At 33.6% G+C, this 12,681-nt stretch carries 17 protein-coding genes; 16 read left to right on the forward strand and 1 reads right to left on the reverse strand.

The window, feature by feature from the left end:
* Window positions 1-20: 20 nt before the first annotated feature.
* The 7 genes from MTQ00_RS12760 (at window position 21) to arr (ending at window position 6,876) form a co-directional block, all read left to right on the forward strand.
* A complete protein-coding gene (locus MTQ00_RS12760) occupies window positions 21-599 on the forward strand; it encodes a hypothetical protein (RefSeq protein ID WP_273649488.1) in 579 nt (192 codons plus the stop codon).
* 63 nt (window positions 600-662) lie between these two features.
* Window positions 663-1,424 carry a hypothetical protein gene (locus tag MTQ00_RS12765; RefSeq protein ID WP_273649490.1) on the forward strand — a complete coding sequence of 254 codons (762 nt, stop codon included), beginning with the start codon at window positions 663-665 and terminating at the stop codon, window positions 1,422-1,424.
* A 13-nt stretch (window positions 1,425-1,437) separates the two neighbouring features.
* Window positions 1,438-2,613, forward strand: a complete 1,176-nt coding sequence (locus MTQ00_RS12770) for a T9SS C-terminal target domain-containing protein (RefSeq protein WP_273649492.1) — start codon at window positions 1,438-1,440, stop codon at window positions 2,611-2,613.
* Between the two features lie 117 nt (window positions 2,614-2,730).
* Window positions 2,731-3,270: a hypothetical protein gene (locus MTQ00_RS12775; RefSeq protein ID WP_273649494.1), complete on the forward strand. Its 540-nt coding sequence runs from the start codon at window positions 2,731-2,733 to the stop codon at window positions 3,268-3,270.
* Window positions 3,271-3,738: 468 nt separating this feature from the next.
* On the forward strand, window positions 3,739-5,823 hold the full coding sequence (locus MTQ00_RS12780) for a M48 family metallopeptidase (RefSeq protein WP_273649496.1): 2,085 nt from the start codon (window positions 3,739-3,741) through the stop codon (window positions 5,821-5,823).
* 146 nt (window positions 5,824-5,969) lie between these two features.
* The gene (locus MTQ00_RS12785; RefSeq protein WP_273649498.1) at window positions 5,970-6,425 is read left to right on the forward strand and encodes a MarR family winged helix-turn-helix transcriptional regulator; all 456 of its coding nucleotides are present in this window, start codon (window positions 5,970-5,972) and stop codon (window positions 6,423-6,425) included.
* A gap of 16 nt (window positions 6,426-6,441) precedes the next feature.
* The gene (arr, locus tag MTQ00_RS12790) at window positions 6,442-6,876 is read left to right on the forward strand and encodes an NAD(+)--rifampin ADP-ribosyltransferase (protein ID WP_228456995.1); all 435 of its coding nucleotides are present in this window, start codon (window positions 6,442-6,444) and stop codon (window positions 6,874-6,876) included.
* 9 nt (window positions 6,877-6,885) lie between these two features.
* Here the strand turns inward: arr and MTQ00_RS12795 are convergent, their stop codons facing one another.
* The gene (locus MTQ00_RS12795; protein WP_273649500.1) at window positions 6,886-7,293 is read right to left on the reverse strand and encodes a winged helix-turn-helix transcriptional regulator; all 408 of its coding nucleotides are present in this window, start codon (window positions 7,291-7,293) and stop codon (window positions 6,886-6,888) included.
* 89 nt (window positions 7,294-7,382) lie between these two features.
* Between MTQ00_RS12795 and MTQ00_RS12800 the strand changes: the two genes are divergently transcribed.
* The 9 genes from MTQ00_RS12800 to MTQ00_RS12840 all read left to right on the forward strand — a co-directional run bounded on the left by MTQ00_RS12800 (window position 7,383) and on the right by MTQ00_RS12840 (window position 12,665).
* Entirely contained in the window at window positions 7,383-7,763 is a 381-nt protein-coding gene (locus MTQ00_RS12800; protein WP_273649502.1) for a nuclear transport factor 2 family protein, read from the forward strand.
* A gap of 96 nt (window positions 7,764-7,859) precedes the next feature.
* On the forward strand, window positions 7,860-8,234 hold the full coding sequence (locus MTQ00_RS12805; protein ID WP_273649504.1) for a VOC family protein: 375 nt from the start codon (window positions 7,860-7,862) through the stop codon (window positions 8,232-8,234).
* A gap of 30 nt (window positions 8,235-8,264) precedes the next feature.
* Entirely contained in the window at window positions 8,265-8,774 is a 510-nt protein-coding gene (locus tag MTQ00_RS12810; RefSeq protein WP_273649506.1) for a hypothetical protein, read from the forward strand.
* Between the two features lie 122 nt (window positions 8,775-8,896).
* Window positions 8,897-9,469, forward strand: coding sequence for a peroxiredoxin family protein (locus MTQ00_RS12815; protein WP_273649508.1), 573 nt, complete (start codon window positions 8,897-8,899; stop codon window positions 9,467-9,469).
* Window positions 9,470-9,505: 36 nt separating this feature from the next.
* Window positions 9,506-9,865 (forward strand): DUF2200 domain-containing protein, encoded by a 360-nt coding sequence (locus MTQ00_RS12820; protein ID WP_273649510.1) that lies wholly within the window; start codon window positions 9,506-9,508, stop codon window positions 9,863-9,865.
* 126 nt (window positions 9,866-9,991) lie between these two features.
* Window positions 9,992-10,603: a TetR/AcrR family transcriptional regulator gene (locus tag MTQ00_RS12825; RefSeq protein ID WP_273649511.1), complete on the forward strand. Its 612-nt coding sequence runs from the start codon at window positions 9,992-9,994 to the stop codon at window positions 10,601-10,603.
* Window positions 10,604-10,624: 21 nt separating this feature from the next.
* Window positions 10,625-11,470, forward strand: coding sequence for a sialate O-acetylesterase (locus MTQ00_RS12830; protein ID WP_273649513.1), 846 nt, complete (start codon window positions 10,625-10,627; stop codon window positions 11,468-11,470).
* 138 nt (window positions 11,471-11,608) lie between these two features.
* Window positions 11,609-12,112 carry a DinB family protein gene (locus tag MTQ00_RS12835; protein WP_273649515.1) on the forward strand — a complete coding sequence of 168 codons (504 nt, stop codon included), beginning with the start codon at window positions 11,609-11,611 and terminating at the stop codon, window positions 12,110-12,112.
* Between the two features lie 28 nt (window positions 12,113-12,140).
* Complete coding sequence (locus MTQ00_RS12840; protein WP_273649517.1) at window positions 12,141-12,665, forward strand: DinB family protein; 525 nt, start codon at window positions 12,141-12,143, stop codon at window positions 12,663-12,665.
* The last annotated feature ends 16 nt before the right edge of the window (window positions 12,666-12,681 follow it).

Raw genomic sequence — 12,681 nt, forward strand, 5'->3', positions numbered from 1 at the left:
ATAACCTGAAGATTAATGGAATGAGAAAAATATTTTGGGTGTTAATTGTTGTTCTTTTTACGGTGAGCTGCTCCAAAAGTAAAAAACAAGAAGAAACAGAACTAAACAAAATAGTGAGTGCTGTTTTGAAATACGAATCCAATCGTAATCCTTCAAAAGAGAATCCCTATTTAGTTGATCCTAAATTGCTACAATTAAAAATCTACACTCCCAGTCCAAAAGAAATGCTGGGAGAAGAGCCGGGACCGCCACCGTTTTTTAATAAAAGTGTTGTTCACTTACTTGATTTAAAAAATAGTAAATCAGGAGAAAGAAAATCTGATTCGCTGCATTTATTAATACAAAATAAATATATCCTGGATTCTTTGAAGATTGATGATAAAATAAATTCCAATATAAGGCTTGCTCATAAGGAAGAGGTTGATCATCCTATAAAACTGTATCAATTCTCAAATCCGTTATATTTCAATGATAGATTTGCTTACATAGAATATAAGTATCATGACACTTCTTTTGTAATTGGTTTTGGTTATCTGCTGGAAAAGCAAAAAGATGGAAGCTGGGAAGTAAAAAGGGTAACTAATACTTTTATGACGTAAAAGGCTGCAACCATCCCGAAAACAACTCTGCCATTCTAATACATTTACTCTTACCCCAGACTTATGAAATTCAAATTTTTAGTTCTATTTCTAATCATATCTATAAAAATTTTTGCAACTGGCCAGCAGTCTAATTTTATCACAATAGACGGAAAAAACCATAAATTACTGAATGATCCTTTAGAAGGATATTTTGTGAAACATCCAGAAGATCATCCTGTTTATGGAGAAAAGTTTGTAAGAAAGAATGAAAACGGAGATGAAACATTTTTAATGACTACCTCAAACCATCGTGGGTATATTGCCTATTTTGAAATAATAGATAATGAGTTATTCCTGATTGATCTTACAATAGCAGATCCGGACAGTGATTCAGAAACACAAATTTCTGTATTCAATAAAATCTTTCCTGATAAAAAAACTAAATTGAATTATTCAGGAATTCTTACCGTACCGAATGGAGATTTTATTGATTCTGATAATTTTGGTTTTTCAAGCTACTATTCAAGTTATCTGATTCTTACTTTAAGTAATGATATTTTAATCAAAAGCAAAGAGTTACAAAAAGAGGATTACATAAAGTTTAAAATAAATCAGTTCAAAGCATTTCAAAAAACCGAGGAATATAGAATTGAATATAAAAACTATCTCAAGCGTCACAAAGAAGACAAAGAATGGGATCTATCCCATGAAAACACAAAAGAATTATCAAAAGAGGAAATTAGACAAATAAGGAAACAGTATGCAAAAGAACCTTCAAAAGATGAGATTGATGGTTTCTTATTTATGATGTCGAATTTGGAAAAAATATATGTTGATTATTAATTAACTTCATAGCATGAAAACAAAATTATTACTTCTTTCATTTTTTGGCTCATTGCTAACGCATGCACAAATGCTCAATTTTAAAAATCTCAGGAATATGTCCATTGGCAGAGGTGCTATAACCAGTGTAATCGTGAATGATAATATTTATGTAAGCAATGGGTATCAGGAAAAAGCAAGCGATGCCAAGTATATTGAGAAATACAATATTACCGATAACAAATGGAGTGTTTTCAATTCTACCCTACTTCCTAAAAGATTTGCTAATTCAGAAACTTACAATAATAAAATTTATATTTTTAACGGTTGGGGAAATAGCCATCTTGAAATTGTAGATCTTGACACCAATACCATCACGAAGGGTGCGACCAATCGTTCCTATACAGGAAATTCAGGTTCTGCAATCTATAATGGCAAAATATATGTGTTTGGTGGCAGCGGATTAAACGGAGCCGCAACCACTGTATTTTCTAATAAATTCCAGTATTATGATATTGCTTCAAACACCTGGAATTCATTACCCAATATGCCTACGGCCAGGGAAACAAAGGGGAAAATTGTTAATGATAAGCTGTATGTAATTGGCGGTTTTAATGGCACTCCATCCCGCCTGATCAATGTTTACGATCTCAAGACTAACCGTTGGATCGATCAATATACGATGCCTGTTGGTATATCCGGACATTCACTAGCTGTATCCGGCAATAAAATTTTTATTGTTGGGGGCTATAATTATCAAAATTTCATTGCCTATTTTGACACGACAACCAATAAAATCCATCGGTTATCCTCCAATATGATTCCGAGAAGACATGCTACAGCGGAGGTATATAATAATAAATTATATATCATCGGTGGAAGTACAACGTCTCTAACCAGTTCAGCTATTAAAAGTATACAAGTGGCAGATATTAGTGAAAATATACTTTCTGGAGATACACCTGCGGAAGATCAGGCATTGAAAACAAAAGCCTATGTCAATTCTTATAGAGACGGCTTTATAATCAGTAATAAAAATAATAGCAATCAATTTGAATACTCCATTTTCTCAATAGATGGAAAATTAATCTTTAAAGGTTTTACCAACTATAATCAAAATATAGATTTATCAAAGTTCCGAAAGGGAACTTATATTTTCCGTTTTAAAAATGAAAAAGGGGAGTTAGAAAGCATTAAAATTGTGAGATAATGGATCTTTGCTAAAAACCTCTCGATTTGAAAATGCCATTAAAATAGTAAATAGAGAAATTTATTCTGAACATTAATAGTGCAAACAATTAAAAAAACAATTAAGATACAATCCGTAATGTTTTGTAATATCTTATTGAAAAATACAAAACTAAAGTTCCTGGCTCCTATTAACTTTGTTATAGTTCTATTATTTTTTTCATCGTGTAATTCACAGAAAAAATTACAGGGAATCTATCGATCAAACAGCATTGTATTAGGTTTCTTTACTACAACAGTTGAATTAAAGGATTATAATACATTTAACTATGAGTTTTCCGGAGATTTGCAGCACACTGAACTTACCGGCGTTTATGAGGTAAAAGGAAACGATCTTTATTTAAGATTCAATAAGAATAAAGGGGAGGTAGAATCCGAAAATGATTCATTAGCAATAACAGATATATTGTCGGGTAATTATCATAATTATGATTTAAAAACTGATAACAATATTAATTATCATTTAAAATATAAAATTAAGGGAAACAAATTGTTTTCTTATAGGATTAATAATACAGGACTCGTTAAAAAAGCAAAAGTATATGGTACCCAAAAGAAATTTTTGTTTTTTGGTACCAGGTGGAAAAATAAAAGAAGCTATCTTAAAAAATTTAATTAATTGAATTCCTGGCTATTCATACTTTATCACTATGAAATATTTTACAATTATTTTAATGCTCGTATTAGCAAGTTGCAATAAAACAACGACTCAGCCTATTGTTGATTATAGTACCAATCATGCAGAAAATGAGCGCATGCTTTCGTTTTTGAAGGAACTTAAAAGGCAAAATAAACACACCTTAGTGCTTATAAATCAAAAAGAATCTGATCTCAAAAGGCTGACAGATCTTATTCAGAGGGATAAGATAAACAACGTTAAGGTAATAAAGGACAGCTCAGAAATAAAACGATTGAATTACTCCTACAACACAATAAAGACCATAATTTTCGCTACAAAAAAATAAGAAGGATTATATAAAAAAGATACTGCTTAAAAAACCCGATCTCATTAATCATCCTGATTTTCAGAACAGTTTTTCTTGTCCTTTTAAATTTATGAATGTATTATTGCAAAAAAATTATTATCATGTACATTCAGGTTTCTGAGGATTTCAAAAGGAAAAGTAAATCTGCTGTTTCAGCCATTGTTGTATTCATCCTCATATATCTTCTCATGTTCCTTTTTACCATAGCCTTGGCAGTAGGATGCATTATCGGAGGGATCGGATTAATTGCTGTAAAACCCATGTTTATTACCATCATGCTGGGAGCAGGGCTTGCAGGCACAGGAGTTTTCGTATTCTTTTTTATTATTAAATTTTTGTTTAAGAAACACATTAACGACAGAAGCTTTCTGACTGAAATCAGAAGATCAGATGAACCGGAGCTTTTTAAAATGATCGATGAAATTGTAAAGGAGGCTGAGACTGATTTTCCTAAAAAAGTATATTTAGCATACGATGTCAATGCAAGTGTTTTCTATGACTCCAGCTTTTGGAGTATGTTCTATCCTATTAAGAAAAATCTGACCATCGGACTTGGGCTGATTAATACTTCGACAAAACAGGAATTGAAAGCTGTCCTTTCCCATGAGTTTGGGCATTTTTCCCAACGCTCGATGAAAGTTGGAAGTTATGTATATAATGTGAATCAAATTATCTTTAATCTGGTTAATGATGATGAATCGTACCGTAACTCTATTGAGAAATGGGCAAATATGAGTGGTTACTTCTCAATTTTTGCAGCATTAGCACTTTTTATCACAAATAAAATCCAGTGGGTGCTCACCAAAATGTATTCTTTTGTGAACATCAGGCATATGGCACTTTCAAGAGAGATGGAGTTTCATGCAGATGAAGTAGCCGCGAATATTGCAGGATCACTCGCTTTGGAGGAGTCTTTATTAAGAATGGAACTGGCTCACAATTCATACCAGAATGTTATCAATTTTTATGACGCTAAGGTTTCAAAGAACCAGGCAAGTCCAAATATTTACAAAGAACAATTTTTTGTAATGAATTTCCTCGCAAAACAAAGTGAGCTCGAAACCCAATATGGGCTTCCTTATGTAAAACTTTCTGAATCCGGACTTTTCAACAAGTCAAAACTGAATATTGAAAATCAGTGGGCTTCACATCCCTCCAATGAAGACAGAATCGTAAGGCTTAGAAATCTTAATATCATAAAAGATAATGAAAGCACACCGGCTAAAAACCTTTTCAGGGATTTTGAAAAAACAGAAGAAAAGTTGACCGCAAAACTTTTTTCCAGAGTAAAGTACCAGAAGGAAAGAAGCGAACTTAATTTTGAAACATTTACTACAGAATTTGAAGAACAATATAACAGAGATTCCTTTGATAAAATCTTCAATGGTTATTATGATAATAAAAACCCTGATTTCACTGTTACGGAAAATTCCAATGACAATCTTTCTTTCGAAGAGCTTTTTTCAAAAGACAAAGTAGAACTTGTTTATACTTTGCTTGCTTTGGAAAATGATAAAAAAACAATAGAAGCCATCGCTAAAAAAGAAATCATTCTAAAGACTTTTGATTATGACGGGAAAAAATATAATTCCGGAGAAGCAGGAAAACTTGTTCCACAATTGAATGATACCATCTCTGAAATCAAACAACAAATCCACCAGAATGACTCGGATATTTACACCTACTTCCTGAAATCTTCCACTGTTCTTAACAGAAAAAATGAATTTGAAAATAGCTACCGTAATTTTGAAGAATATGATGGTAAATATGAAGATAAATATATCTTATATTCTGAATTAATCAATGCAACATCATTTATTAATGAAAAAACTCAATTTGAACAAATCAAAAAGAATTTTACCAACCTGAAACCTCTTGAAACAAAATTAAAAAATGAAATTCTCCCATATTTAGAGAATACACAAGTAGCTGATGATATTGAAGAACAAACCTTAAAAGATCTTAAGTATTACATCGAGAATGAACTCGTCTATTTCAGCAGCGATCAGTATATCACGGCTAATTTGCAACTATTAATAACGGCAATAAACATACTTCCTTACTTTCTCCATAGACAATATTTTCTGATAAAAAAGGAATTCCTGACGGTTATAAAGGATATTGAAACTATCAAATCAGTTTCAGAACCAATCACTATATCAACCACTTCCAATTTTGCCCCGTAAATTAATGTTCATACAATGCTCTTAAGTCTTCAGACTTCAAAGAGGATTATTTATTCAATCTAAAACCGCCTTGTTTTTTCAAAGTGGTTTTTTTATTTACAAAATTAATTTATCTTTGTAACTAAGATATTTAGCAAATAAGAATAATGGAAATTAGTGAAGAAGCAATTCAACTGAGAAAACTTAGTCAACAGTTTGCCTATACTTCGATCCAAATGCACGAAAGTATCGGTAGAAAAATAGGCCTTAGCGGAACCGATCATAAGTATCTGGGATTTCTTGTGCAAAAGGGATCAATGACTGCCGGAGAACTGGCTGTCATCACAGGATTGACAACAGGTGCCGTCACGGGCCTGATTGACAGGTTTGAGAAGAAAAAACTCGTCTGCCGCCAACCGGATAAGGATGACAGGCGAAAAATAATCATTGTCCCGGACAACGCCAGAATAGCCCAACTTATTATTCCTCAATATCAGGATTTCCAGGATAATACAGATCAGCTTTTTGCCTCTTTTTCACCGGAAGAATTAAAAACCCTGGAAAAATATTTCCGGAGTGCCCTGGAAATAATGAATACCAAAATTGAAAAAATAAAATCTTAAGTAAAATATGAGTATCATGGAAATGAATAATAAAGAACCTGAAAATAAAGTTTTAGACAAAGGGCCGTTTTATCATGGAACAAAGGCGGATCTGAAAACTGGAGACCTGCTGACCGCCGGATTCGCATCTAATTACTATCCGGAAATTATTATGAATCACATTTATTTTACCGCTTTAAAAAACGGAGCAGGACTTGCCGCCGCATTGGCAAATGGAGATGGTAGTGAAAGGATATACATTGTGGAGCCAACCGGTGAATTTGAAAACGACCCTAATGTAACAGACAAAAAATTTCCAGGTAATCCTACCCGTTCTTACCGCAGCAAGGAACCTTTAAAGATTATCGGCGAAGTAAAAGAATGGATCAAACTAACAGATGATGAACTTCAGAGATGGCGTGAAAACATTGCAAAAATCCGTGAGAACCCTGATGCAGAAATTATAAACTGACAAGCAGCACTACTTGATCTTTGACTTCAGGTCATCACTTAACTCGCGGATAACACCTATTTTGTCCTGTTGGATTTTTTTCCCCAGCTCTTTTCGCGGGCAGTTGGCATTGTATTTTGCTCCCCAATCCATCAGTTCAATGACGATTGGTAACAAATCTGCCCCTTTTTTTGTGAGGCTGTAGATAAATTTTGATTTGTTGAGCGGTGATACTTCCTTAACAAGGATTTTCTCTGCTTCCAGAACACTCAATCTGTTAACCAGTATATTTGATGCTATCCGCTCTTCAGAATGTAAAAATTCGCTGTACGACATTTTACCTCTCAGCATAACATCCCTGATGATTAAAAGTGACCACTTATCCCCGAAAATATCAAGGGAACAACTAATCGGGCAATCTGATCTCTGTTTATCCATATAAAAATAAGTTATTGCAAAATGCAATAACTTTTATATCTTTGTTATTGCATTTTGCAACAACAAAGATAATCACAAATTTTAATACAATGGAAAATCAAACAAACACAAGGCAACTTCTTGAAACTTATTACAAGGGATTTGCAGCAAAAGCCAATTGGGAAAGTACATTAGCCGACGATTTCGAATATACAGGCGGTGACATGACCAACACAACTCCTGTTGTTGGAAAGCAGGCTTATATTGAAATTATAAAGCGGTTTTCACAACGTTTTGAAGCCATGAGAGTGAAACAAATGGTAATTGAAGATGATAAAGCCAGTGTCATCGGAAATTATGATTTCCAATTCCCGAACGGTGCTAAAATTAATGGTAATGTTTCTGAAAACTGGACCGTGAAAAATGGGAAATTACAATCTCTAACCCTGTATTTTGATACCTTAACTTTTATGGAGAATATGAAGCCATAAACCATCCGGCTTTCATGGATATTTTATATCAAAAAAAAACCATTCTATTTTCAGGAGTGGTTTTTTGTTATATTTATCGTTGTTAAAAAGAGACCAATGAATGTAAAATTTGATACCTTGATCTTATATGTTCAGAACATTCCATTGATAAAAAAATTTTATACTGAAAATTTTAATCTCCCAGTGATTGAGGAAGACGCCAGCTGGCTGCTCCTTAATGCAGGATCGGTCCAAATCGGATTTCATAAAATTGGAGACCGTTATCTGGAAAAAATTAATGCAGGTCATCAATTCGATAATAATACAAAGATCGTTTTTGAAATTGACACAGACATCGAACAGGCAAGAGATGAGTTCGTATCGAAAAATATCCTGATGAAAGAAATTAAAACCTTTGAAAACTATGATTATTGGTTATGTGACGGAACTGATCCTGAAGGAAATGTATTCCAGCTAAAGTCTAAACAGTAATTACACAACCTCTTTAAATTCTCCGCTTTCATGAAAACAATAATCATCATGTGCTGTCTTGTTGTACTGTGGGTTTATATGTATTATCCGGTTTTTGACAGTGAAGGGATATCTTATTTTATCATTTTTTCCTGTTTTACAGTTCTTTGTTTTTCCATTGCTAAAATATATTCTTCTGACACTAAGACAGATTATGAATCAATTGAAAAGGAAACCGACAGATTAGAGAAATTAGATGGGAATTTTAAATACACTGCAGATGGTTTTTACCATAAGCACAAAAATCAGCCAGAATTTATCCGATGGGATGAAATTGTTTCTGTCTATTCATTCAGCATCCCTTTTTTTGACGACAGACAGACAGGCCTTGAAATCATAACCGACAAAAATCAGTATGAATTCGATCAGGAAATACCCGGAATCACAAAACTGACGCACATGCTCGAGCAAAACCTTCCGGATTGGGATTCAAATGCACCGACTCTTAGGATCAATAATTACGGGCTTGAAAAAGCAAAGCTATACGAACGGAAGATATAGTTGTAAAATAAGAAATAAGAAATAAGAAATAATAACATCACATGGATAAATATATCCCGGCATCTTTGATCTCCTGATTTTCACGTATATTTATCAAAGCATCATCAATCACAAAATGTACTATGAAAAATATTGTAGCAGTATCAGTTATTTTATTAATGCTATCCTGTGAAAGCAAGGAAGCAAAAAAAGAAAGGATTTTTAAAGAGTTCCAGGAAGAGGCAAAGGCCATGAAGAAAAATCAGATCGATCTGTTTGTGGGTTCAAAGCCCATACCTTTTTCAGCTAAAACGATCAGTGGGACTTCTTTTAATTCACGGGATTACCTGGGGAAAAACCTTGTTATTTTTATTTACGATAAATCTTATCTGAAAAAGAGCGAATCCTATGATATGGCGGAAGAATTTAATGCTTTATACAGTAAATACAATAAGGAAGCTCATTTTATTGGTATTGTAGAAGGGTTTGTGGAAAATGAAAAAGAGTTTAAAGATTACCTTGCCCACTCGAATGTTCTTTTTGAACAAATTGACAATACAAAGTCGTACAATAAATCTGAGAAATTAAATTATAATGTATTTTGCAATCCGGCAAAAGTACTTATTGGCATAGATGGCAAAGTCCTCCATTCTTCATGCGGAGGAGGAAATATTTCGGCTATTGCCCAAAAACTTGACAGCATAAAAAGCCAATAAGAAATAAGCTCATTGATGAATCAATAAAACAAAAAGATGGAAAACACAAATTACGAAAGGGTTTACAACATGTCGTTCGCCGGGGTTTATCCTCACTATATTACCAAAGCAGAAAAGAAAGGGCGCACAAAAGAAGAAGTACATGAAATTATTTTTTGGCTGACGGGCTATACTGAAAAAGATCTTCAGGAAATAATTAAGAATAAAACTAATTTCAGGGATTTTTTCGAACAAGCCCCACAAATTAATCCCAGTGTTACTTTGATAAAAGGAGTTATTTGCGGATACCGTGTGGAAGATATTGAAGATGACCTCATGAGAAAAATCCGTTATCTCGACAAGCTGATTGATGAGCTCGCCAAGGGAAAAGCAATGGACAAAATTTTAAGAAAATAATTATCTTAAAAGTCTTAACTCCACTTTAAGCTACTATAAAATTTTAATTTCTCCATAAAATAATCTACATTTGCATTATAATTAAATGAATATTCATTTAATTATAATGAGCTGAAAATAAATAAAATGAGAAACAGGGATCTTACTAAAGAAAATACAATTAAACAAAAAGCAATAGAAATTATTGTACAAGATGGATTGGACGGCTTTACAATTAATAAACTCGCAAAAGCATGCAACATTTCTGTGGGAACACCTTATGTATATTATAAAGATAAAGATGATCTCATTGTAAAATTGGTTATTGAGGAAGGAAACAAAATGGAAACCCTCATCAATGAAGGATTCGATCCTAAATCCAGTCTGGAAGAAGGGTTGCGCGTACAATGGGCAAACAGATACAACTATGCTATTAAAAACCCTTTGCTCCTACCCTTCTTTGAGCAAATCAATAATTCTCATTACAGTCAGCAATTTGCTCAAATGTTTAATGAGAAACCGGGAATGTTTATGAGTGAATTTAAAAATAACCTTTTGAACTTTATTTCAAATACGATACAGCGGGGAGAGATTGATGATACCCCATTTGAAATTTATTGGTCAATTGCATTTGCTCCTCTGTATAATTTACTACGTTTTCATCAACAGGGAAAAAGCATCAGCGGATTACCTTTTGCTCTCACAGATGAAATGGTATGGACAACTTTTCATAAAGTGTGTAAAGCTTTAAAAAAATAATTAAATCAAATAATAATTACAATGACACATTCATTTTTAATGATAGGTCAGTCTAATATGGCCGGACGTGGATTTCTAAAAGATGTTCCTCCAATCCTTGATGAAAAAATTAAAATGCTAAGAAATGGGAGGTGGCAAATGATGGCAGAACCTATCAATTTTGACAGACCAACTTCAGGAATCAGCCTGGCTACAACATTTGCTTCATCATGGCGGTTATTCCATAATCAGGAAGATGATATCGGATTGATTCCTTGTGCTGATGGCGGAACAAGCCTGGATGACTGGTCAGTGGAGGGAGCATTATTTCAAAATGCTATTTTTCAAGCTAAAGCGGCACAAAAAATCAGCACATTAAGTGGCATTCTTTGGCATCAGGGGGAAAGTGACAGTCATGGACAAAAATACAGGTCATATACCGAAAAATTAAGCTACATCATAAATACTTTGAGAGAAGAGCTTAATACTCCGGAAATTCCATTGATCGTTGGAGGATTAGGAAGCTTTTTAACGGAAGGTATGTATGGACAATACTTTAGTGAATACAGTAAAATTAATGAGGCTTTAGTTCAATATGCGAAAGATAACGAGCATGCCTATTTTGTATCTGCAGAAGGTTTAACAGGTAATCCGGACAATATCCACTTTGATGCTGTTTCTCAAAGAAAATTGGGCATCAGATATTTTAAAGCCTTTCAGCAAAAAAACAATATTATAGGAATATTGTCTGATGAAGAGCAGATAATGAACAAGATTCACAATCGTCCGTTAACAAAAAATGAAAAATACGAATTGCTTCAATATGATTTTGCAATGGGATTGGTGAGTGCGAATGAATTTCAGGTACAATTTGCCCAACTTAAGTAACATTACTTTTTAGCTATCATAAAAATGGAACCGGTTTTTTAACCGGTTTTTCAATTTGAAAAAATTCAATCAGTATTTTACTTATTTTTAGTGCTTAATTATACAGTAAAAAAACACCATAACAATAAAACAATAATTATGAGCTTAAAAACATTAGTCACGAAAAGTGTTCAGTACAACAACTGGGTGGTGAACAAATATATTGACTGGCTTTCTACCAAATCGGATGAACAGCTTAATCAGGAAACGATTTCCAGTTTCCCTACCATCCTGAAGACCCTGCATCATATCTGGCAAACTCAGGAATATTGGTGGAGCCATATCAATGAAAATAATGACTTTGATTTCGCTAAAATTTCCAACACCAATACTAAAGATGAAGTTTTCAGTGCAATCAAAAATAACTCTCAGAAACTTGTAGATTACGTAGAAAGCCTATCCGAAGAGGATTTAGCAAAAAATGTAAAAATAGAGTCTCAATGGTTTCAATGTGATTTCTCTAAATATGAGTATATCCAGCATGCAGTTATCCATGGAACTTACCATAGAGGACAGATTGTAACCATGGGAAGGAACATAGGTATCACAGACGCCCCCATGACAGATTATAATTACTGGAATATTTATAAAGATCAGCAATAATTTCAACCTTAGCATATTTAAAATTATTATGTCATTCAATTTAGATAAAGCAACAGAAATTCTTGAACGTACCCCCGATGTTTTAACCTCATTACTGGAGGGATTAAGTGATGAATGGATCTATACCAACGAAGGAGAAGAAACATGGAGCCCTTTTGATATAATCGGCCACTTGATCCACGGAGAAAAAACAGATTGGATGATCCGGGCAGAAATAACCCTATCTGACGGACCGGAGAAAACTTTTACTCCGTTTGACAGATTTGCACAGTTTGAAGAGAGCAAAGGCAAAACACTATCCCAATTACTGACAGAGTTCCGTGATCTGAGAAAGAAAAACCTCATCACTTTACAATCTAAGAATATAACTGATGAAGATCTTGACAAAACCGGAATTCACCCGGCATTTGGTGATACAACTTTAAGACAGTTGTTATCAACATGGGTTGCTCATGATCTTGGCCATATTGCACAAATATCAAGGGTAATGGCAAAACAATACAAGTATGACGTTGGCCCATGGAGAAACTATCTGCCTATATTGGACCGGTAATATCGGATAGTATTTG

The organism is Chryseobacterium sp. B21-037, from assembly GCF_028570785.1.
In the GTDB taxonomy this organism is placed as follows: Bacteria; Bacteroidota; Bacteroidia; order Flavobacteriales; family Weeksellaceae; genus Chryseobacterium; species Chryseobacterium proteolyticum.

Coding starts and splice junctions, on each gene's coding strand:
- MTQ00_RS12760 (WP_273649488.1), top strand. CDS start 21: ATGAGAAAAATATTTTGGGTGTTAATTGTTGTTCTTTTTACGGTGAGC.
- MTQ00_RS12765 (WP_273649490.1), top strand. CDS start 663: ATGAAATTCAAATTTTTAGTTCTATTTCTAATCATATCTATAAAAATT.
- MTQ00_RS12770 (WP_273649492.1), top strand. CDS start 1,438: ATGAAAACAAAATTATTACTTCTTTCATTTTTTGGCTCATTGCTAACG.
- MTQ00_RS12775 (WP_273649494.1), top strand. CDS start 2,731: ATGTTTTGTAATATCTTATTGAAAAATACAAAACTAAAGTTCCTGGCT.
- MTQ00_RS12780 (WP_273649496.1), top strand. CDS start 3,739: ATGTACATTCAGGTTTCTGAGGATTTCAAAAGGAAAAGTAAATCTGCT.
- MTQ00_RS12785 (WP_273649498.1), top strand. CDS start 5,970: ATGGAAATTAGTGAAGAAGCAATTCAACTGAGAAAACTTAGTCAACAG.
- arr (WP_228456995.1), top strand. CDS start 6,442: ATGGAAATGAATAATAAAGAACCTGAAAATAAAGTTTTAGACAAAGGG.
- MTQ00_RS12795 (WP_273649500.1), bottom strand. CDS start 7,293: ATGGATAAACAGAGATCAGATTGCCCGATTAGTTGTTCCCTTGATATT.
- MTQ00_RS12800 (WP_273649502.1), top strand. CDS start 7,383: ATGGAAAATCAAACAAACACAAGGCAACTTCTTGAAACTTATTACAAG.
- MTQ00_RS12805 (WP_273649504.1), top strand. CDS start 7,860: ATGAATGTAAAATTTGATACCTTGATCTTATATGTTCAGAACATTCCA.
- MTQ00_RS12810 (WP_273649506.1), top strand. CDS start 8,265: ATGAAAACAATAATCATCATGTGCTGTCTTGTTGTACTGTGGGTTTAT.
- MTQ00_RS12815 (WP_273649508.1), top strand. CDS start 8,897: ATGAAAAATATTGTAGCAGTATCAGTTATTTTATTAATGCTATCCTGT.
- MTQ00_RS12820 (WP_273649510.1), top strand. CDS start 9,506: ATGGAAAACACAAATTACGAAAGGGTTTACAACATGTCGTTCGCCGGG.
- MTQ00_RS12825 (WP_273649511.1), top strand. CDS start 9,992: ATGAGAAACAGGGATCTTACTAAAGAAAATACAATTAAACAAAAAGCA.
- MTQ00_RS12830 (WP_273649513.1), top strand. CDS start 10,625: ATGACACATTCATTTTTAATGATAGGTCAGTCTAATATGGCCGGACGT.
- MTQ00_RS12835 (WP_273649515.1), top strand. CDS start 11,609: ATGAGCTTAAAAACATTAGTCACGAAAAGTGTTCAGTACAACAACTGG.
- MTQ00_RS12840 (WP_273649517.1), top strand. CDS start 12,141: ATGTCATTCAATTTAGATAAAGCAACAGAAATTCTTGAACGTACCCCC.